The following is a 19,914-nucleotide window of genomic DNA, read 5'->3' as shown; positions in this document are numbered from 1 at the left end:
ACATAAAAAGAGCCGCTCAGATCGGGGCTCTTTTTATGTTTAATCCCTTATCTCAAAATCCTCGACTTCCAATAGATGTTCAGGTCTTTCTCCAATTGGATCTTGATGAAAATACTCCCTGATGACACCCTTCTTTAAGAAATTGGTGATAGAAGCCAAAATCATTCCTTGGTCCAAAGATAAGTAAGAATGAGCAACTTCTCCATTCTGAAGATTCACCGTATCATAATAGCCATAATCTTCTCCATAGACGCCCATGTCTTTCAGTTTTTTAAGATTTTCATAGACTTTTTCAGGAGCATGCTCTAAAGCAAGGAAGCTAGCATGCGGTGTTACTGTTGCTATATCCTCATAACCTTCTGTACCTAATACAGGCGCTCCAAACTCTCCATAATTATTTCGAATTGCTGCAGGGGAGAATCCCCAAGCATCTAACTCATTAATCTCTGCATAACGGATTTGACCTTTTACATGCTGCAGATTATTCAATCCTAAAGCATCCACACCGAGTTCATTTTCCTTCATGACAAGGCTTGGCATCAGCGCTTCAAACATACTACCTCCCCAACTTGGTACATATTTGATTCCTTCATATTCATAGATTCCTTGAAAAACATTTATGCCGTCGTAATCCTTCATAGCTCCAGTGGGTGTTTGAGATTGCCAGTCAAACTCTGGCGGAAAAGTTCGGTACAACTTCCACCAATGTTCCTCAGGTACATCTCCTTTACCAATAGCAAGGTAACTTGCCACTCTGGGCTCGGTATATAACATCCCGTAATGGTGAGGGGTGAGGCTTTCTTGTTCCTTATCGTAACCTCCGTACAGATGACCAACTGAAGGGTCATAAAGAGTGGAATAATCCATTTGCTCCACGAGAGGATCTGTTAATTCTTTCAAACCTTCAAAATACTGCCCCGTGACAATTAATCCTGCTGTCAACCAACCATTATCAACACTTGAGATAAACTGTCCCCAATCTGTTTTTTGCGTCCCATTCTTAGTGAAATACCAATTGTAATAAAGTCCGTTCCAAGTTTCCATTTCTTTAAGTGAGCGCAAGGTTTTTTCAAGTTTTTGTTCTGCTTCTTTTTTGGAAATAAAACCAAGTTCCACACCAGATACCATCCCTAACATATACATGGCAATATTAGTTGGGGAGGTGTGCTCGGCTTTGTTTTCATCCTGCTCAAAATCAACACGATCCATGGTAAGACCTGTTTCAAGATCTGTATAATCTTCAAAGAATCGAAACGTTTTTTCTGCAGTTTCCAATAGCTCTTTCTCCATTTCATTACTCGGTTGAACAGTAGTCCTTTCTGGAGTGCTTGTAAAATAAAGAACAGAAGCAACAACCAGAACGCTAATTAAAAGTAACCCAAGCAACTTTTTCAAATACTAACAACTCCTTTTAACCAATTTTAGTGAAACGTTTCGAAAAATAGACTGAAAACGCCTTCATTTGTGTAAAATATACCCTTTGTCTTCAAGTTAATCAATACATTTTCACCAAAAACAAATGAAGAGGTCGGGCAGCTACTTGTTAGAGTAATAAAAGCTTGTCACAGTCCCACTATTTTTGATATAGTAATATGTTGTAACTTCTTATATAAAGAAACAATTATGTCAACTATGTAAATAGATAAATTTAATAAAGGTATTGGTGATAATGATGAGTCAAGACTATAGAGTATTATTGTATTATAAATATGTAGATATTGAGAATCCTGAAGAGGTTACTCAAGAACACCTGGAATTCTGTAAAGAGCTAGGATTGAAAGGCCGAATATTAATTGCAAAAGAAGGGATTAACGGTACCGTTTCAGGTACGATTGAGCAAACAGATGCTTATATCGAGCATATGAATGCACATCCTTTGTTCTCAGATATCATTTATAAAGTAGATGAAGTAACTGAACATGCATTCCCTAAAATGAAGGTTCGTTATCGTCCAGAATTGGTGACATTACGTTTGGAAAATGATATTGATCCACGCAAAACTACAGGAAAGCATTTAAAACCAAAAGAATGGTTGGAAGCATTACAAAGCGAAGATACAGTTGTTATCGATGCTCGTAATGATTATGAGTACGAGCTTGGGCATTTCCGAGGTGCAGTGAAACCGGATATTAATACGTTCAAAGAGCTTCCTCAATGGATCAAAGAAAACAAAAAGAATTTTGAAGGCAAAAAGATTCTGACGTATTGTACTGGCGGAGTACGTTGTGAAAAGTTCTCTGGATGGCTGCTTGAAGAAGGTTTTGAGGATGTTTCCCAGCTGGATGGAGGAATTGTCACGTACGGGAAAGACCCTGAAGTGCAAGGTGAACTATGGGATGGACAATGCTATGTATTTGACGAGCGCATCAGTGTTCCAATCAATCAAAAAGAACATGTAGTAGTAGGTAAGGACCACTTTTCAGGTGAACCTTGCGAGCGCTATGTAAACTGTGCAAACCCTGAGTGCAATAAAAAAATATTGAGCTCTGAGGAAAACGAACACAAATACTTGCGCAGTTGCTCCCATGAATGCCGTGTAGACCCAAGAAACCGCTATATCATTGAGCACGGATTAACTGAAGAAGAAGTAAGCAAAAGAATGGATGCAATTAAAGAAGAAGTTACAAACTAACGAATTATCAGTTAACCTGTTTCTCATACGAGGAACAGGTTATTTTTATAGACAAAAAGAAATACTTATCTGAAAAGACTACGTTTTCCTTTTAACTATAAAGGTAAATAGTAAGTAATGAGAAGAAAGGAGAGTTTACATACATGGATTACAGAATTGAGAAAGATACGATGGGAGAAATAAAAGTTCCAAAGAATAAACTGTGGGGTGCCCAAACACAAAGAAGCATCGAAAATTTCGCGATTGGTGCGGAGAAAATGCCAATAGAGATCATCCACGCATTTGCTCTATTAAAAAAAGCAGCGGCCATAAGTAATAATAAATTGACCAAACTCTCTACTGAAAAAGCACAAGCAATCACAGCGGCTGCTGAGGAGATAATGACCGGTAAATGGGATGATCACTTTCCACTTGTTGTGTGGCAAACAGGTAGCGGGACTCAATCCAATATGAATGTAAACGAAGTGATAGCCAATAGGGCCAACCAACTTTTATCGGAGAGCGGAGAAGAGGAGCGGATACATCCAAATGACGATGTGAATATGTCCCAAAGCTCCAATGACACATTTCCGACTGCCCTGCATATTGCTGGCGTGTTAGCAGTCGAGGAAAAACTTCTCCCAGCTCTAACGAGACTAAAAGAGATCTTGCTTCAGAAGTCAGAGGAATTCAAAGATGTCATTAAAATAGGAAGAACCCACTTACTTTTGGCCAAGAAATCAGTGGATGGCATCATATGCTTGAAAAAGCGGAGAAAATGATTATAGAAAGCGTTCCCTATATGAAAGAATTAGCTATAGGGGGAACGGCAGTAGGGACAGGGATAAATGCGCATCCTGACTTTGGGAAGATGGTGGCGGAAGAAATCACAAAGCTGACAGGGAAAAATTTCATCTCTGCAAAGAATAAATTCCATGCACTAACAAGTCATGATCAGGTTGTGTATGTACATGGAGCGATTAAAGCGCTAGCTGCCGATTTAATGAAAATCGCTAATGATGTAAGATGGCTTGCCAGTGGTCCAAGAAGCGGGATTGGAGAAATAGCCATTCCTGAAAATGAACCTGGCAGTTCTATCATGCCCGGGAAAGTCAATCCAACCCAAAGTGAAGCCTTAACGATGGTGGCAACGCAGGTTATGGGTAATGATGTGACTATTGGAGTTGCTGCAAGTCAGGGGAATTTTGAACTTAATGTGTTCAAGCCGGTCATTATCTACAATTTCCTACAATCGGTTACACTTTTGACAGACAGTATGAACAGCTTTAACGACAAATGTGTAAACGGGATGGAACCTAATCTTGAAAAAATAGCCTTAAACCTTCAAAACTCTTTGATGTTAGTAACTTCCCTAAATCCACACATTGGATATGAAAAAGCTGCATCCATTGCTAAGCTTGCACACAAAGAGGGGACGACATTAAAAGAAGCCGCTCTCAAATTGGAACTACTTACAGAAGAAGAATTTGATGCTTTCGTTGATCCAAGTAAAATGGTACATCCACAATAAAGAAGGAGGGCTGTCGGGAATACCAATTACACGGGAGTTCCCAACAGCCCAATCCAACCTATTTCTCCAGCATCTCTGTTTCACTGACTTTGTCTATTTTATCTACAAACATTTGAAACACTTTTCTTTTTTCATCCAGCTCTTTTATGTATTGTTTAAGTTCATTGAATTTTTCTTCATATGGTTTGTGATAAGATTCTTTAATGTTGTCGATGATTTCATCATTAATCGTAGATTGTATCACTTGTTTCGTAATACTGAACTTAATTGAATATAATTGAAGATCAGACTTCACTTTTTCATATTCATCATCAATTTCCTTCTTCTGCTTTAACATTTCTTCTTTCCATTCCAATAAAGAATCCTTTACATATGTTTGCATAGTTTCCTCCCATGAACATACTGATATTTGGTTATGTATTGTATATATAATATTAATGAAAACGATCGAGTTTGTGGGGGTATTTTTCTTTACAGTATGTTTACATATACATACTTCAAAAAATAATTTACAGTACCCCGTATCTTAAGGGGCTAATGAAACGTTTAGATAATAGAGTGGAGTAAAGGAGTGTTGCTCAGTGAAAAATGCTAAGAATAGAATGTTAGTTGAGACTGATTTTTCCGGGGAAGAGTACCTGCAGGACCATTACCATAAATTGCTTCGATATTGCCTCTTTCTCACAAAAAACGAATGGGATGGAAATGATCTCGCACAGGAAACGATGGCCAAGACAATTCAGCATTACTCTCATCCTGCTGTCATTAGCCAAGGTCTGCTTAAAAAAGTTGCTTACAACAAGTGGATTGATATTGTTCGTAGACGACAAAAGGAAATATTGCAGGATGTTCTTAAAGAAGAGGTGTATCAGCATCATATGGAAAAAGCCCTCATCATTACAGATACACTTCTTACACATACTACGCCAAAACAGGCAGTAATCTTTTTCCTTACAGAAGCATTTGACTTTCAATCAACTGAAATTGCCAGCATGTTAGGAACAACAGAAGGAGCGGTAAAAGCAGCTTTGCACCGTACTAGAAAAAGAATAAACAAAAAAGAGGCACCCAATTCTGACCTTATAGAAAGCCTTTGGAGCGAAGAGGAAAAGGAATTATTGCCACACTTATTTCAGGAAAGTCTGCAGGAAGAAGATCCAGGAGTGCTCATTGATGCCCTTCCGGCTATCTTCCATGATAATGTCACGACGTACTCACTACCTACTCACACTCCTATCAATGCATTTAACTGTGTTGCCTAATAAAGGAGGATATGAACATGAATACGATACCTTATGTTATTGAACAATCAAGTAGGGGAGAGCGTTCTTATGATATTTACTCGCGCTTACTGAAAGACCGTATCATCATGATTGGGGAAGAAATCAATGATCAGATCGCAAATAGCGTCGTTGCCCAATTACTATTTTTAGCCGCCGATGACCCGGAAAAGGACATATCCATCTATATTAATAGCCCAGGCGGATCTACTACCGCTGGTTTTGCTATCCTTGATACGATGCACTATATCAAACCAGACGTTCGAACAATCTGCATTGGAATGGCAGCTTCTTTTGGAGCAATGCTCCTAATGGCTGGAGCGAAAGGGAAGAGGTTGGCATTACCTAACAGTGAAATTATGATTCATCAGCCGCTCGGTGGTGCAAGAGGTCAAGCAACGGAAATTGAAATATCAGCTCGTAGAATCCTGAAGTTAAAGGCTGACCTTCATAAAATGATTGCTGATTATACTGGACAGCCAATTGAAAAGATTGAGCGGGATACAGACAGAGATAATTTTATGACTGCAGGTGAAGCAAAGGAATACGGAATTATCGATGAGGTAATTAAAAAGGGATAAAACAAAAAAACAGGCACCTCACTAGAGGGAGCCTGTTTTTTACTCTTTTTTACCGATAATGCCGTAAAAAAAGATATTCGTAATGTCTTCTGTTAACGGAAGCACTTTCTGATATACTTCTTCTCTTTGCATATAATCTTTCAGCATCTGTACATAGAAAAGAATTGCCTCCTGGGAAAGGTTTGGATTAACATATCCTTGTTCCTTTCCTTCTTCAAAAAGCTTCGCAAAATAGGGAAGTGCCTTTTCCACATAGATTTTCTCGATGATATTACCTTCCGTTGCATATTCTTTCATCATAAAATGATAAAATTCTTCATGAATCTGCTTAGAGATTTCTTTTTTATTGAAAATAATTTGTTTGATTTTCTCTGGGAACGGAATATTACTATGAATGAGTTTTTCAAAATCGTCAGAAGTTTTTTTTATATAGTAACCAAACACACCGCTTGTTAATTTTTGTTTGCTTTCAAAGTAATTATAGATTGTTACTTGCGAAACATTGGCTTTTTGCGCTATTTCGGATATGGATACTTTCTGGACTCCATATTCCATAAAAAGTGCCAAAGCTGCCTCTAGGATATCTTGTTTCTTTTGTTCTCTCCGTCGTTGAAAACCGTCCATCATATTTCACCTCTCCTATATATTAATCAAAAATATGTAATAAAACAAATAAAATAGTTCATAAACTCTTGTCAAAGGATAATTTTATGTATATTATGAACTATGTAAGTTAAAATATTTCATATTTTGCTTTTCTGTATGATTTATCATGTAGATTAAGGGAGGGTCTTTCATGACCATATTAGAGACAAAAAATTTATGTAAAACATTTGGTAAATTCACTGCGTTGGACGGGGTAAATCTAAATGTTAACAGCGGCGAGGTATATGGCTTTATAGGACCAAATGGAGCGGGGAAATCCACTACCATACGTATATTATTGGGAATTCTGAAGGCAACAGAAGGGGAAGCAAAGATATTTGGCCAAGATGCCTGGAAAGATGCAGTAGAGATTCACAAACGCATTGCCTATGTACCTGGTGATGTGACTTTATGGCCAAATCTAACTGGGGGAGAAGTAATTGATCTTTTCATGAAACTTCGTGGAGGGAGCAACACTGGAAAGAGAGAAGAGCTAATTGAAAGATTTAAACTGGATCCGTCAAAAAAATGCAGAACGTATTCTAAAGGAAATCGTCAAAAAGTAGCGTTGGTTGCAGCATTTGCTTCAAATGCGGATCTCTATATATTAGATGAACCTACGTCTGGGCTTGATCCGTTAATGGAGATGGTCTTTCAGGAATGTGTATTAGAGGCTAAGACTGCAGGAAAGAGTGTACTTCTCTCAAGTCATATCCTTTCAGAGGTGGAAAAGCTTTGTGACCGTGTCGGAATTATTCGACAAGGAAAAATCATTGAAACAGGGACGTTACAAGAGTTGAGACACTTAACAAGAACGAACCTCCTTGTCGAAACTACACAGCCTGTACTTGATATTGGTTCTTTAAAAGGAGTACATGAGGTGGAACAGAAGGACGATGCATTATCTTTTCAAGTAGACGCTGAAGAACTCACAGCAGTCATGAAGCATGTAAGCGGGTTTGGTATTACAAAATTAGAGAGCTCTCCTCCTACCTTAGAGGAGCTGTTTATGCGACATTATGAAGGCGGAGGCCCTTCCAAAACGGGATCGGGAGGGGAAGCCTAATGTGGAAGCAACGTTTTAGTAATACTGGTAGCCTTATATTTTTCATTTTGAAGAGGGATAAAATTCGTATTCCAATTTGGCTAATATCCATTACATTAATGACTTTATTAACGGCCACTTCATTTGCTGGTTTGTATGCAAATGAACAGGAAAGGCAAGCAATAGCTGAAACGATGAAAAATCCTGCCATGACGGCTATGCTCGGCAAGGGATATGGGTTGGAGAACTATACAGAAGGTCCGATGATGGCGCATCAAATGCTATTATTTACAGCCATTGTGGTTGCTATTATGAGTATCATGCTCGTCACTCGTCATACAAGAAATGATGAGGAGGAAGGACGTGTGGAGTTAATACGCTCTTTGCCTGTTGGTCGTTTAAGTACTGTTACTGCAACACTAGTCGTGATGATAGCTACAAATGTATTATTGAGCCTTATGATTGCCGTTAGTTTATTTTCATTGGGAATTGAAAGTATCGATTTATATGGTTCCATTCTGTACGGTGCCGCACTAGGCTCAACAGGGATATTTTTCACGGGCATTACCCTTCTTTTTGCACAGCTTTCCTCCAATTCACGGGGAACTATTGGTTTGTCTTTTACACTCCTAGCATTATCATACTTAATTCGCGCGGTAGGGGATGTAAGTAATGAAGCTTTGTCGTGGGTGTCCCCACTTGGTTGGATATTGGGGTCGGAGGTTTATGTGAACAACTATTGGTGGCCGATTTTTCTTACACTCGTTAGTTCCGTTTTCATTGCACTGACTGCACTGTACTTAAATGCGCTACGTGATCTTGGGTCTGGATTCATTTCAACAAAGCCAGGTAAAAGACATGCATCTCGTTTTTTGAATAGTCCTTTCGGGTTAGCATTCAGGCTCCAACGGACAGGAATCATCGCTTGGGCGATCGGAATGTTTATCTTAGGTGTGTCGTATGGTTCAGTGCTTGGGGATCTGGAGTCTTTCTTTTCAAGTAATGAAATGATGGCTGAAATGTTACCACCAGTCGAAGGATACACGTTAACCGAACAGTTTATGACCATGCTAATGGCTATAATATCTATGCTTTGTACAATTCCACCCATCATGTTTCTTCTAAAACTAAAAGGAGAGGAGAAAAGGGGGCAACTGGAGCCGATTCTATCGAAAAGCGTGTCAAGATATAAGCTACTGGGAAGTTACATGCTGTTGTCTCTCATCTTTGGCTTTATTATGCTTACCTTGGCTATTTTAGGATTGTGGGTGGCAGCAGATTCAGTCATGGACGATCCTATATCATTACAGTCGTTTTTAAAGGCAGGTCTTGTCTATTTGCCCGCTTTATGGATCATGACTGGAATTGGGGTTGCCACAATTGGATTAAAACCTAAACTGACAGGCCTTACTTGGCTTGTACTGGGCTATTCGTTTTTTGTTGTTTATCTTGGTGGCATGCTCAAGTTACCTGAATGGATGGCAAATTTATCTCCATATGGACACATTCCGCAAATACCAGTGGAAGAAATCAGTTATTTTTCCCTGACTTTTCTATCGCTGATTGCCATTGTTTTGATGATATTTGGATTTATAGGATTCCGCAATCGTGATATTGCAGGATAACAAAAAAAGTCCCTTTTTACCGGGGACTTTTTTTAATAATAGTAATAATATGGATATTGTAAACGCGGGTAATAAGTTTGAATCTGTTGATATTTACGTTCACAAGATTGAGGGGGGCCAATAAAAGTTGAAGGATGGACTGGCTTCACAGTCTCTTTCCATTTCTTCTCATCCAAGCAATAAGTATGGGCCATAACATTGGCAGGTGTAAATGCCAATAAGTCAGATCCTAATATAACATCCGGAGTGGGCGCATTGAAAATAGCAAGTAAATGGGTTTTGTTTTCTCTTGCAATTTCATAATGCCACCAGCCTTGTGGGATATTGACCACCTGCCCCGGCGTTACAGTATATGTTAGAAGTTGTTTTGTAAAAGGATTGAACAAGGAAATATCAGCAGATCCTTTTATACAATACACAAGTTCGGTAGCATTTTGATGATAGTGAGGTTCAATGACGTTATTGGCATCCAAAAATATGTCCAATAATGATGTTCCTGACAAGGTGTTTAGCTGTTTAACACCTAAAACGTTTATATAATTCTGATTATCCTTAGTATAAGCATTACTCTTATTGACATCATAAAAAAATTGTATAGAGGGGGACGTATAATCCATCTCTTTTGACATAGGTGTCATCCTTTCTTTGGTTATATTGGTTATATAGCCCAAAGTATTCCCTGCTACAGTTTCTGTGCAAGTACTTCTGTATAAAACACCTTTTCAACGAGCACTATACAAATGAAAAGGAGTGAAAAACATGAAACATTTTATGCCACTATTGATAAAGTTCATCGTCAGTTTTCTAATCCTATCCTTTTTCTTGAATCAGTTTGCTGAAATCTCTTTCCTAGATATCCTTTTGACAACCGTTCTCCTAATTACTTTTTCGTATTTTGTAGTGGATGATATGGTGTTGCCGCGAACAAATTATACATTTGCTGCTGTATTTGACTTTGTATTTAACTTTGCCGTTATCGCTTTTATGGTATATATTCTGACCAATCTAAGTGGCGGATTCTTGTTACCATCTGCAATTGCAGCATTTACCATCACTGTTTTCGAAGTGTTTTTCCATCTGTACCTTGTCAAAAGTGTTTTCCCGGATCATCCGAGAAAGAAATCGAAAAGGGAAGCTCAACGAATGGAACTACAAACAGAGTTCTCAGAAGAATTAAGTGTTCATGAAAAGAAGAAAAGAGAGGACTAAACCGAATAATTGTGTTGGGTTTTTGTTTTGGTTTTTACACATAGGGAGAACGAAAAACCCTCTTTCATGTAGAAAGGGGGTTAATTTACTAGTTCGTTATTTGGTGAGGTCTTCTCTATATGATGTTCACCCCATGCGCAAAGCATATCTAATGCAGGCTTCAGCGACCAGCCGTATTCGGTTAATTCATACTCCACTTTAGGAGGAACCTGATTATAAATAATGCGATTAACAACACCATCAGACTCCAGTTCTCTAAGTTGTTGTGTGAGCATCTTTTGCGTAATAGTGGGCATTAGTCTTTTAAGTTCGCTTGTCCGTCTTTTACTTTTTATTAGGTGACATAAGATGACTACTTTCCACTTGCCACCGATCACTTCCAATGCAGCTTCCACCGGAATATTGTATTGCTTAATAAAAGATCCGTTCTTTATAAGGTATTTATTTCAATCATTATACCACCATGGCCTTAAAGGTAAATAGGGTACTTCAAGGTGCCTACCTCACTTTAAAGTGCGTACTTACATTTTAAATCATCTGCCTCCATAATAAGAACTCGAAAGGTTACCTAATGGCGCCTAAAGGTAATCCGCATTCTATGAAGGAGGCATTTATTATGAGTTCACAAACAGTTTCTATAAATCATTCTAAGACGAACAGAAGAAATAGTACGTTCGCATTATTAGCCTTAGCAATTAGTGCTTTTGGGATAGGCACGACAGAATTCGTTCCAGTTGGCTTGTTGTCAACAATATCAAATGATTTGAATATCTCTATCACAATGGCCGGATTATTAATCTCAGGTTATGCGATGGGTGTTGCCGTTGGCGCACCTGTATTAACGGCACTAACAAATAAAATGAATCGGAAGACGTTATTAATTTCACTAATGGTTGTATTTATTATTGGTAATACCGTAGCAGCGTTATCCAACAGTTATGAATTACTATTGGTAGCGCGGTTTATCACTGCCTTTTCACACGGAATTTTCTTTTCAATAGGGGCAACAATTGCTGCCGATCTTGTTCCTGCTGACAAGAGAGCCAGTGCCATTGCATTAATGTTTACAGGTCTGACAGTGGCGACAGTAACAGGTGTACCACTCGGGACCTTTATTGGACAAATGTTTGGCTGGAGAGCGACTTTTTGGGGTGTTGCTTTGTTGGGAGTGATTGGGGCCGTAGCAAGTTGGTTTCTCATTCCACGTGATCTAAAAGAGGCACCTCCATCATCGTTACGTGAGCAACTGGATGTGTTGAAGAATACTAAACTGCTGATGGCTTTTGCCATAACCGCCTTAGGGTATGGTGGAACCTTCGTTGCTTTCACTTACTTGACACCACTTTAGTGGATATCACAGGGTTTAGCGCAAAATGGGTGAGTGGTATATTACTTGTTTACGGAATAGCAGTTGCTGTAGGGAATGTAATTGGTGGTAAAGCATCGGATAGAAACCCTTTGAGGGCTCTTATGTGGATGTTTATGATGCAAGCCTTCATTTTAGTGGTATTGACTTTTGCAGCACCATTTAAAGTTGTTGGGTTGATCGTGATCTTTTTAATGGGGATGTTTGCGTTTATGAATGTACCTGGACTGCAGGTATTGGTTGTGAATCTCGCAGAAAAATATGTACCTTCTGCAGTGAACGTCGCTTCTGCGCTCAATATCGCAGCATTTAACGTAGGAATCGCCATTGGATCGTTGTTAGGTGGAATTATTGTGGATTCCATAGGTCTAATCCACACTCCGTGGATTGGGGGAGTGATGGTGTTAGGGGCTGTTGGGTTGACGGTTAAATTAATGAAAATGGAAGGGAAAACTGCTCATTGATGGGCGGTTTTTTCTTTTTTTATGTGGGGAAGTGCTATTATTTGTACTACAGAACAAATGTTCGTATAATATAAATATAGGTAATTAGATCTACAGGAGAGGAAGGGGAATATATGAAACAGATGCCAAGTAGAAAAATCACCTTAGACCTCCCGGAAATTATTAAAATGTATAATGATGGTATGAGTACCACTGAGATTGCAATTGTGGGTAATGTATCAAGTCGAAGAATTACACAAATTCTTAAGAAAAATAATGTGGAACTGCGACCAAGGGGGCATTGGAAAAGGAAGTATCAAATAAATGAGGATTTTTTCAAGTGCTGGTCACCAAACATGGCATATATATTGGGATTTTTCTTAGCTGATGGAGTTGTAAGTGGAGAAGCACAAACAGTAAGTATTGCTCAAAAAGAGTTTGAGATTCTTGATCAAATACGGCATGAAATGGAATCTAATTGGGGAATATAAAAATGGTGTACATTTCCTTAATATAAACAGCAAAATTATTAAAGATGACCTGATGAATATCCATGGCTTAACACCAAACAAATCTAAAACCGTCGAATTCCCTTATGTACCAAAAGTATATATGCATCATTTTGTAAGAGGTTATTTTGATGGGGATGGTAGTATATATAAAAAAGGAAATATGATAAACTTTGTTGGAGCTTCATATTCCTTTATTTTAGATTTTAGAGATATACTCGACGACAAAGGATTCGACCCAATAATTAAAAGCAAAGATAATCACTTCAGGATTTACATAAGCGGCAAAAAGACCATAAAACAGTTTGGCGACTGGATATACAATGATAAGAAATTATATCTAAAAAGAAAATTTGATATTTACAATAAAGAAAAGTTACCAGCTGAACAGTTAATAAATAAAGCTCCAAGAAAACCGACTAAGCAAAGAGTATTCCTTAAAGAGTTAGACTTTCACAATTCCATAGAAAAAGCACGTATACATGCAAATATTACTATTGACCAGTTGGAAAACTGGATAAAGACTGATGCTCGGTTTGCTAGTATTCATTATAAAACAAATGTATAAATATTTTAGAGAAGAGGAGTATTAAGATTCTCCTCTAACTTTATTTATTTTTCAGGGTAGACATAACACTTATTATGGGAAGTCATCAAAAAAACATTAATTTGTATCAAAAACAAAGTAAACTTATGATAGTGAGACGGAATCAATTGAAATCAATAAGTGCCACAGTTTAACTAATTTTAAATTTAATTTCGTATTATTTCCAATAAATTTTTTATAATTAATAATAGTTCATGAATCTCAAATCCAACTATGTGGTTCTGGCTGATAAAGATTAAATTATACTATATTTAACCCATTGCTTCTATGTAACCATTTAGTCTTAAACTGCAGCTATCTTTTTTGTTATTGAAGTTTACATAATATTATTACCGCAATCATTCATTTGAACTCGTCCCTCTTTTGTCCCCCATTTATATTTTAAGTAATTATTCCTGAAGCGTATTAACTTTGAGATATTGCAATAAGATGTTAGAAACCCCTTTCTGTGGAGGTGTTTCTTTGGAAAAGCACTTGCATGAATTCTTTCTTCACCGGGCCATTGACTTGGCTCTTCAAAATGTTCAAGAAAATGGCGGTCCCTTTGGTGCTGTTATTTCAAGAAATAATCAAATTATTGCCGAAGGTGTCAACAGAGTGACCAGTAGTCACGATCCAACAGCACATGCTGAAGTGATGGCCATACGGAAGGCTTGTCATAGTTTACAAACCTTTGAGCTTAGAGATTGTATACTTTATAGCAGTTGTGAACCGTGTCCGATGTGTCTTGGTGCTATTTATTGGGCACGGATTCCCACCGTTTATTTTGCTGCAGATCGCAAAGACGCTGCCTCCATTCATTTTGATGATGAATTTATCTACCGTGAAGTTCAACTGGATCCTGCAAATCGAACCCTCCCTTTTATTCAACTCCCATTGGTCAACTCTTTGCAACCTTTCATGAACTGGAGTAAAAAAGTTGATCGGACTCATTATTAAAAAACAACGCCAATTTGCTATGGCGTTGTTTTTATTAATTCTTTATTGTTTGCTGTTGAATCAATTTCACTATTTCTTTTGATGTAGTAACCTCCGCAAATTCTTTATGTAATGCAGATAAGGCGTGGCGATGTACATCTTCTGCTGATAGCTTTAAACCGTCAAAGGATACAGCCTCATATGCTGCAGTTGCGTCGCTACAAACGTACGTTCTGTACCCGAGATTTCCAGCCATTCTTACTGTAGTCGATACGCAATGATTGGAGGTTAATCCAATAACAAACAGGGTTTGATAGCCATTTTTCTTTAGATAACTGTCTAATTGTGTTCCGATAAAACAACTGTTCACATTTTTTCGGATAAAATATTCGTCTTCCATCGGTTCAAACCCCGGCTTTAAAGCAAATCCAGGGTTGCTAGGATGAAGTTTTGAATTTGGGTCTTGAGAAACGTGTTGAACGTGAATAATAGGGAAATCTTTTTGTCTCCAAGTCTTCATAAGTTCTAGCATTCTATCTTCTGCATCTGGGTTGTTGCGTTGCCCCCATGCTGGATCGTCAAAACCTTTTTGAACATCTACAACTAGCAATACTGGTTTCATGATACATCCCCTCTCTTTCCTTCACTATATTATTAGACCTACATAATAGATATGCTTGCATAAAGGCTTGGATTTAGTTTTTCTTGGAGCATTATTTACCAACATTATATCAGGTATTCCAGTCTCTTCTGTTTCAGAAACATTTTTTTTGGCGAGTCTGGTCATTTTTGAACAGTTCTACCTTTAAGTTGTGACTTTCTACCATAAAACTGCGACCTTCTACATTTCCCGGACCTACTACTACATTTCCCAAGCGAACTTCTACCTCTTTTGCTAAACGTTCTACAATTTGTAGATTTATTACACTTTTTAGTTTACATAATATTATTCTAGTAAACATAATTTCGTTTTTAAAAGCCTATCCTCCCCAAAAGAACACAAAAACCGCCCCTCCACGCAAAAACCTCACGCAGAAAAGCGGTGCAAATTCTATTTTTCCTTACCTTCTACTTCCATTTCCGTCTCCACCCACATTTCCACTACATCTCCTGCTTCCTGTTGGTCCAGGACGAAGGATCCGTTGGAATAGCGGTCATTGTTACGGTAAGATGCGGCTGCTAGTTTCTCCACCGTACCTTTTTCTGTTTGAACATATATGAAACTTGAAGGCTCCACAAGTTCGACTGCTGCAATCTGATGTGGATTATTTTTCACTTCGCGAAGCATAACAAGCCCGCGTTTAGCACGAGTGGCCTTATCAAACTCAGTAATTTTTAATTTTTTCACGGCACCGCGATGGGTGGCGATGAACAACATAGCCTTTGATTCTTTCTCAAATACTAAGCCGCTCACAACATAATCACTATCTTTCAAGTTTATGCCCTTCACCCCAGCTGCACGGGCACCGACGACATTAATGTCATCTTCGGTAAACCAAAGACCATATCCACTTCTCGTCGCCAAGAAGATATCCTGAGCGCCGTCTGTGAGATGAACATCGACTACCTGGTCATCACCTTTAAGGTTAACAGCCATTAATGGTTTGGAGTAGCGTTGTGCTTTGTATGCACTCAATTCCGTCTTCTTGACCATTCCGTTGCGCGTTACGAACAACAAGAAGTTAGGGTCCTCGAAATTGCTGACAGGTATTGCTTTTATAATTGACTCATCTCGGTCTATTGGAACTATGTTTGCAACGTGCTGGCCCATGTCCTTCCAGCGGATATCAGGGAGTTCATGGACTGGTAAGTACAGATAATTCCCTTTGTTCGTGAACAATAGCAACGTTTGAGTTGTATTAATGTCCAACTTAGAGATGATTCTATCGGTTTCTTTCATACCGAAATCCTGACCATTTGAAGCAGAGAAAGAACGTAAGCTTGTACGCTTGACGTAACCGTCTTTTGTAACGGTAACGATGACGTCTTCTGAAGGAATCATTACTTCCAAGTTGATCTTAATCTCTTCGATTTGATCTTGGATTTTAGAACGGCGATCATTTGTATAGAGTTTCTTTACACGTTTTAAATCTGACTTTATGACAGAAAACAGCTTTTTCTCGCTTGCTAGAATTGCTTCTAATTCAGCAACTTTCTTAGCAAGTTCATCCGCTTCAGCCTGCAATGCCGTGATATCTGTGTTAGTTAAACGGTATAACTGCAAGGAAACGATGGCTTCCGCTTGCGGCTCTGTAAAAGTGAACTTGGCAATCAAGTTATCTTTCGCGTCGCGTTTATCTTTGGAAGCACGGATTGTAGCAATTACTTCGTCTAAGATAGAGAGTGCTTTCATTAAGCCTTCTACAACATGCTGGCGTTCTTTTGCTCTGTTCAACTCAAAACGTGAACGATTTGAAATCACTTCTTTTTGGTGATCTATGTACGCATCTAAAAAGTGAGGCAATCCCATTAATGTTGGACGTTTTTTATAGATGGCAACCATGTTGAAGTTGAATGTGATTTGCAGATCGGTATTTTTATAAAGGTAATTTAAAATTCCATTTGCATCTGCTTCTTTTTTCAGTTCGATTACAACTCGCAGTCCTGTACGGTCGGTTTCATCACGTACCTCTGAAATACCATCCACCTTTTTGTCATAGCGCAGTTCATCAATTTTTTTAACGAGATTTGCTTTGTTTACTTCATATGGAACCTCTGTGATAACAATCTGTTGCTTCCCGCCGCGGATATCTTCCACTTCAGCTAACCCTCGCACGATGATCTTGCCTTTTCCAGTTTCGTAAGCTTTCTTGATTCCTTCTACTCCTTGAATGATACCGCCAGTAGGGAAATCTGGTCCTTTGACCACTGTCATTAGCTCATCTACTGTCACTGAAGGGTTATCGATGCGCATGATGGTTGCATCAATGACTTCTCCAAGGTGATGCGGAGGGATGTCCGTTGCATATCCTGCAGATATTCCTGTTGAACCATTCACTAATAGATTTGGATACATAGCAGGCAGAACAACCGGTTCCTGGGAAGTATCATCAAAGTTAGGAATAAATTCTACGGTTTTTTTATCAAGATCACGTAAAAGCTCGGAAGCAATTGGTGATAATCTTGCTTCCGTATAACGCATGGCCGCTGGAGGGTCGCCATCAATGCTACCGTTGTTACCATGCATCTCGATAAGCATATTACGTACCTTCCAGTCCTGACTCATACGAACCATTGCATCGTATACAGACGAATCACCATGTGGATGATAGTTACCGATTACGTTACCTACTGTTTTAGCAGATTTACGGAACGGTTTATCATGCACATTTCCTTCTGCGTACATGGCATATAAAATTCGTCTTTGTACTGGTTTAAGTCCATCACGTGCATCTGGTAATGCACGCTCCTGGATGATGTATTTACTATAACGTCCAAATCGGTCGCCTAAAACTTCCTCTAGGGGTAGGTCGTGAAATTTCTCTGTCTGTGTCATCTGTTATACCTCCTCAGTTGCGACCAACAAGTTATCATTTTCTAAAATATTTGGATCTTCTTCCAATCCAAAAGCAACATGGCTTTCAATCCATTTACGTCTTGGTTCCACTTTGTCACCCATTAGTGTGGTTACACGACGCTCAGCACGGGCTGCATCGTCGATTCTTACGCGTATTAGGGTACGAGTATCCGGGTTCATGGTTGTTTCCCACAATTGATCTGCGTTCATTTCTCCAAGTCCTTTATAACGCTGAATAGTGTAACCACGGCCAATCTTTTGGATGGCACCCTTCAGTTCTTCATCAGACCAAGCGTATTCTAATACTTCTTTCTTCCCGGTCCCTTTACTTACTTTGTAAAGAGGTGGAAGTGCGATAAACACTTTACCAGCTTCAATAAGTGGCTTCATGTAACGATAAAAGAAGGTCAATAGCAATACTTGAATATGTGCACCATCTGTATCGGCATCGGTCATGATAACCACTTTATCGTAGTTAATGTCTTCCACTGAAAAGTCCGGTCCGACTCCACCGCCTATTGCATGGATAATCGTATTGATCTCTTCATTTTTAAAGATATCTGCAAGTTTTGCTTTTTCCGTGTTAATGACTTTTCCTCGTAGTGGCAAAACTGCTTGGAAACGGCGATCACGCCCTTGTTTAGCGGAACCACCTGCAGAGTCACCCTCCACCAGGTAAATTTCATTTTTCTGAGGGTTACGGGATTGTGCTGGAGTCAATTTCCCACTAAGCATCGCATCAGATCGTTTTCTCTTTTTCCCGCTCCGTGCATCTTCTCTTGCTTTTCTAGCCGCTTCTCTTGCTTGGAAAGCCTTAATGGACTTTTTAACGAGCATGGAACTAGTTTCCGGATTTTCCTCGAGGAAGTAGGCGAGATGTTCTGATACCACGCTATCTACCGCAGAACGGGCTTCACTTGTTCCAAGTTTTCCTTTTGTCTGTCCTTCAAACTGCAAGAGTTCCTCTGGAATACGAACGGAAATAATTGCAGATAATCCTTCACGAATATCAGAACCATCCAAATTTTTATCTTTTTCCTTTAGAAGATTCACTTTTCTTGCGTATTCGTTAAAAATACGGGTCATTGCCGTTTTTGCACCAGCTTCGTGTGTACCTCCATCTTTCGTTCTAACATTGTTAACAAAAGATAAAATGGTTTCAGAATACCCGTCATTAAATTGAAAAGCAAAATCAATTTCAATCCCGTTTTGGGCACCTTCAAAGGAAACGACATTGTGAAGCGAATCCTTCTCCTCATTAAGGTAAGTGACAAATGCTTCAATGCCGCTCTCATAATGAAATACCTCTTTAACAGAATTCCTTTCATCATTCAGCTCTATTTTTAAACCTTTTAATAAAAAGGCAGATTCACGTAGACGCTCACATAATGTCTCAAAATTATACGTTGTGGTGCTAAAGATGGTTGTGTCCGGTTTAAAATGAATGGTTGTACCTGTTTGATTGGTTGTACCAATCTTTTCTAGCGTTGTGACTGGCTTCCCACCATTTTCAAAACGCTGCTCGTACACAATACCGTCTCGCTTGATCGTTACCGTCAACCATTCGGATAAAGCATTTACGACGGATGCACCTACACCATGTAGTCCTCCACTCGTTTTGTATCCGCCTTGACCAAACTTTCCACCTGCATGTAATACCGTCAAAATTACTTCGGGGGTAGGTTTTCCCATTTTATGCATTCCGGTAGGCATACCTCGGCCTTTATCCTTTACGCTTATGCTGTTATCTTTGTGTATCGTCACAATGATATGATCCCCGTATCCGCCTAGTGCTTCATCGACGGAATTATCAAGGATTTCGTATACAAGGTGATGAAGACCTCTGCTGTCCGTACTTCCAATATACATACCCGGACGTTTACGTACAGCCTCGAGACCTTCTAATACCTGTATCGCATCATCGTTATATTCAAACGTATTTTTTGCCAACAAAAACATACCCCTTTCACTACTACTACCAATAAATCATGTTATGTATGAATTTCCTTTTATCTACACGGATTCGT

17 protein-coding genes and 2 pseudogenes are annotated in these 19,914 nt (G+C 38.9%); 11 read left to right on the top strand and 8 right to left on the bottom strand.

The window, feature by feature from the left end; all coding sequences use genetic code 11:
* Positions 1 to 39: 39 nt before the first annotated feature.
* On the bottom strand, positions 40 to 1,395 hold the full coding sequence (locus B4U37_RS10910; RefSeq protein WP_088018235.1) for a glucoamylase family protein: 1,356 nt from the start codon (positions 1,393 to 1,395) through the stop codon (positions 40 to 42).
* Positions 1,396 to 1,672: 277 nt separating this feature from the next.
* On the opposite strand from B4U37_RS10910, the gene trhO reads away from it, so the two are divergent.
* Positions 1,673 to 2,632 carry an oxygen-dependent tRNA uridine(34) hydroxylase TrhO gene (gene trhO / locus B4U37_RS10905; RefSeq protein ID WP_148966544.1) on the top strand — a complete coding sequence of 320 codons (960 nt, stop codon included), beginning with the start codon at positions 1,673 to 1,675 and terminating at the stop codon, positions 2,630 to 2,632.
* A 143-nt stretch (positions 2,633 to 2,775) separates the two neighbouring features.
* Positions 2,776 to 4,142, top strand: a pseudogene (fumC, locus tag B4U37_RS10900) (class II fumarate hydratase).
* Between the two features lie 58 nt (positions 4,143 to 4,200).
* Here fumC and B4U37_RS10895 read toward each other — a convergent pair.
* Positions 4,201 to 4,524: a hypothetical protein gene (locus B4U37_RS10895; protein WP_088018234.1), complete on the bottom strand. Its 324-nt coding sequence runs from the start codon at positions 4,522 to 4,524 to the stop codon at positions 4,201 to 4,203.
* A 199-nt stretch (positions 4,525 to 4,723) separates the two neighbouring features.
* Between B4U37_RS10895 and B4U37_RS10890 the strand changes: the two genes are divergently transcribed.
* Both B4U37_RS10890 and clpP read left to right on the top strand, forming a co-directional pair.
* The gene (locus B4U37_RS10890; protein WP_088018233.1) at positions 4,724 to 5,404 is read left to right on the top strand and encodes a sigma factor-like helix-turn-helix DNA-binding protein; all 681 of its coding nucleotides are present in this window, start codon (positions 4,724 to 4,726) and stop codon (positions 5,402 to 5,404) included.
* 17 nt (positions 5,405 to 5,421) lie between these two features.
* Positions 5,422 to 6,003, top strand: a complete 582-nt coding sequence (gene clpP, locus B4U37_RS10885) for an ATP-dependent Clp endopeptidase proteolytic subunit ClpP (RefSeq protein WP_088018232.1) — start codon at positions 5,422 to 5,424, stop codon at positions 6,001 to 6,003.
* 39 nt (positions 6,004 to 6,042) lie between these two features.
* Here the strand turns inward: clpP and B4U37_RS10880 are convergent, their stop codons facing one another.
* A complete protein-coding gene (locus tag B4U37_RS10880; protein WP_198317110.1) occupies positions 6,043 to 6,627 on the bottom strand; it encodes a TetR/AcrR family transcriptional regulator in 585 nt (194 codons plus the stop codon).
* Between the two features lie 172 nt (positions 6,628 to 6,799).
* Between B4U37_RS10880 and B4U37_RS10875 the strand changes: the two genes are divergently transcribed.
* Positions 6,800 to 7,714: an ABC transporter ATP-binding protein gene (locus B4U37_RS10875; RefSeq protein WP_088018230.1), complete on the top strand. Its 915-nt coding sequence runs from the start codon at positions 6,800 to 6,802 to the stop codon at positions 7,712 to 7,714.
* A complete protein-coding gene (locus B4U37_RS10870) occupies positions 7,714 to 9,318 on the top strand; it encodes an ABC transporter permease (RefSeq protein WP_088018229.1) in 1,605 nt (534 codons plus the stop codon). Before B4U37_RS10875 ends, B4U37_RS10870 begins: the two co-directional genes overlap by 1 nt.
* A gap of 32 nt (positions 9,319 to 9,350) precedes the next feature.
* Here the strand turns inward: B4U37_RS10870 and B4U37_RS10865 are convergent, their stop codons facing one another.
* Positions 9,351 to 9,947 carry a cupin domain-containing protein gene (locus B4U37_RS10865; protein WP_088018228.1) on the bottom strand — a complete coding sequence of 199 codons (597 nt, stop codon included), beginning with the start codon at positions 9,945 to 9,947 and terminating at the stop codon, positions 9,351 to 9,353.
* 130 nt (positions 9,948 to 10,077) lie between these two features.
* Between B4U37_RS10865 and B4U37_RS10860 the strand changes: the two genes are divergently transcribed.
* A complete protein-coding gene (locus B4U37_RS10860) occupies positions 10,078 to 10,527 on the top strand; it encodes a DUF2512 family protein (protein WP_088018227.1) in 450 nt (149 codons plus the stop codon).
* 80 nt (positions 10,528 to 10,607) lie between these two features.
* Here the strand turns inward: B4U37_RS10860 and B4U37_RS10855 are convergent, their stop codons facing one another.
* The gene (locus B4U37_RS10855) at positions 10,608 to 10,943 is read right to left on the bottom strand and encodes a winged helix-turn-helix transcriptional regulator (protein WP_010193582.1); all 336 of its coding nucleotides are present in this window, start codon (positions 10,941 to 10,943) and stop codon (positions 10,608 to 10,610) included.
* A 200-nt stretch (positions 10,944 to 11,143) separates the two neighbouring features.
* On the opposite strand from B4U37_RS10855, the pseudogene B4U37_RS10850 reads away from it, so the two are divergent.
* From B4U37_RS10850 to B4U37_RS10840, 4 genes and pseudogenes are all read left to right on the top strand, one after another.
* Positions 11,144 to 12,357: pseudogene (locus tag B4U37_RS10850) on the top strand (MFS transporter).
* 122 nt (positions 12,358 to 12,479) lie between these two features.
* Positions 12,480 to 12,827: an LAGLIDADG family homing endonuclease gene (locus tag B4U37_RS22360; protein ID WP_245840078.1), complete on the top strand. Its 348-nt coding sequence runs from the start codon at positions 12,480 to 12,482 to the stop codon at positions 12,825 to 12,827.
* On the top strand, positions 12,799 to 13,413 hold the full coding sequence (locus B4U37_RS10845) for an LAGLIDADG family homing endonuclease (protein WP_245840077.1): 615 nt from the start codon (positions 12,799 to 12,801) through the stop codon (positions 13,411 to 13,413). The genes B4U37_RS22360 and B4U37_RS10845 overlap by 29 nt, the downstream gene beginning before the upstream one ends.
* Positions 13,414 to 13,914: 501 nt before the next feature.
* A complete protein-coding gene (locus B4U37_RS10840) occupies positions 13,915 to 14,391 on the top strand; it encodes a nucleoside deaminase (RefSeq protein WP_425329176.1) in 477 nt (158 codons plus the stop codon).
* Positions 14,392 to 14,425: 34 nt separating this feature from the next.
* On the opposite strand, the gene B4U37_RS10835 is transcribed toward B4U37_RS10840, so the two are convergent.
* From B4U37_RS10835 to parE, 3 genes are all read right to left on the bottom strand, one after another.
* Positions 14,426 to 14,992 carry a cysteine hydrolase family protein gene (locus tag B4U37_RS10835; RefSeq protein WP_088018225.1) on the bottom strand — a complete coding sequence of 189 codons (567 nt, stop codon included), beginning with the start codon at positions 14,990 to 14,992 and terminating at the stop codon, positions 14,426 to 14,428.
* Between the two features lie 429 nt (positions 14,993 to 15,421).
* Entirely contained in the window at positions 15,422 to 17,866 is a 2,445-nt protein-coding gene (gene parC / locus B4U37_RS10825) for a DNA topoisomerase IV subunit A (protein ID WP_088018223.1), read from the bottom strand.
* Between the two features lie 3 nt (positions 17,867 to 17,869).
* The gene (parE, locus tag B4U37_RS10820; RefSeq protein ID WP_187443873.1) at positions 17,870 to 19,846 is read right to left on the bottom strand and encodes a DNA topoisomerase IV subunit B; all 1,977 of its coding nucleotides are present in this window, start codon (positions 19,844 to 19,846) and stop codon (positions 17,870 to 17,872) included.
* Positions 19,847 to 19,914 lie beyond the last annotated feature (68 nt).

The organism is Sutcliffiella horikoshii, assembly GCF_002157855.1.
Lineage (GTDB): Bacteria > Bacillota > Bacilli > Bacillales > Bacillaceae_I > Sutcliffiella_A > Sutcliffiella_A horikoshii_C.
This window is presented reverse-complemented; position numbering and strand designations above follow the sequence as displayed.

Excerpts from the sequence above, each read along its gene's own strand:
- trhO (WP_148966544.1), top strand. The coding sequence starts at position 1,673 with ATGAGTCAAGACTATAGAGTATTATTGTATTATAAATATGTAGATATT.
- B4U37_RS10895 (WP_088018234.1), bottom strand. The coding sequence starts at position 4,524 with ATGCAAACATATGTAAAGGATTCTTTATTGGAATGGAAAGAAGAAATG.
- clpP (WP_088018232.1), top strand. The coding sequence starts at position 5,422 with ATGAATACGATACCTTATGTTATTGAACAATCAAGTAGGGGAGAGCGT.
- B4U37_RS10880 (WP_198317110.1), bottom strand. The coding sequence starts at position 6,627 with ATGGACGGTTTTCAACGACGGAGAGAACAAAAGAAACAAGATATCCTA.
- B4U37_RS10875 (WP_088018230.1), top strand. The coding sequence starts at position 6,800 with ATGACCATATTAGAGACAAAAAATTTATGTAAAACATTTGGTAAATTC.
- B4U37_RS10870 (WP_088018229.1), top strand. The coding sequence starts at position 7,714 with ATGTGGAAGCAACGTTTTAGTAATACTGGTAGCCTTATATTTTTCATT.
- B4U37_RS10865 (WP_088018228.1), bottom strand. The coding sequence starts at position 9,947 with ATGTCAAAAGAGATGGATTATACGTCCCCCTCTATACAATTTTTTTAT.
- B4U37_RS10860 (WP_088018227.1), top strand. The coding sequence starts at position 10,078 with ATGAAACATTTTATGCCACTATTGATAAAGTTCATCGTCAGTTTTCTA.
- B4U37_RS22360 (WP_245840078.1), top strand. The coding sequence starts at position 12,480 with ATGCCAAGTAGAAAAATCACCTTAGACCTCCCGGAAATTATTAAAATG.
- B4U37_RS10845 (WP_245840077.1), top strand. The coding sequence starts at position 12,799 with ATGAAATGGAATCTAATTGGGGAATATAAAAATGGTGTACATTTCCTT.
- B4U37_RS10835 (WP_088018225.1), bottom strand. The coding sequence starts at position 14,992 with ATGAAACCAGTATTGCTAGTTGTAGATGTTCAAAAAGGTTTTGACGAT.
- parC (WP_088018223.1), bottom strand. The coding sequence starts at position 17,866 with ATGACACAGACAGAGAAATTTCACGACCTACCCCTAGAGGAAGTTTTA.
- parE (WP_187443873.1), bottom strand. The coding sequence starts at position 19,846 with ATGTTTTTGTTGGCAAAAAATACGTTTGAATATAACGATGATGCGATA.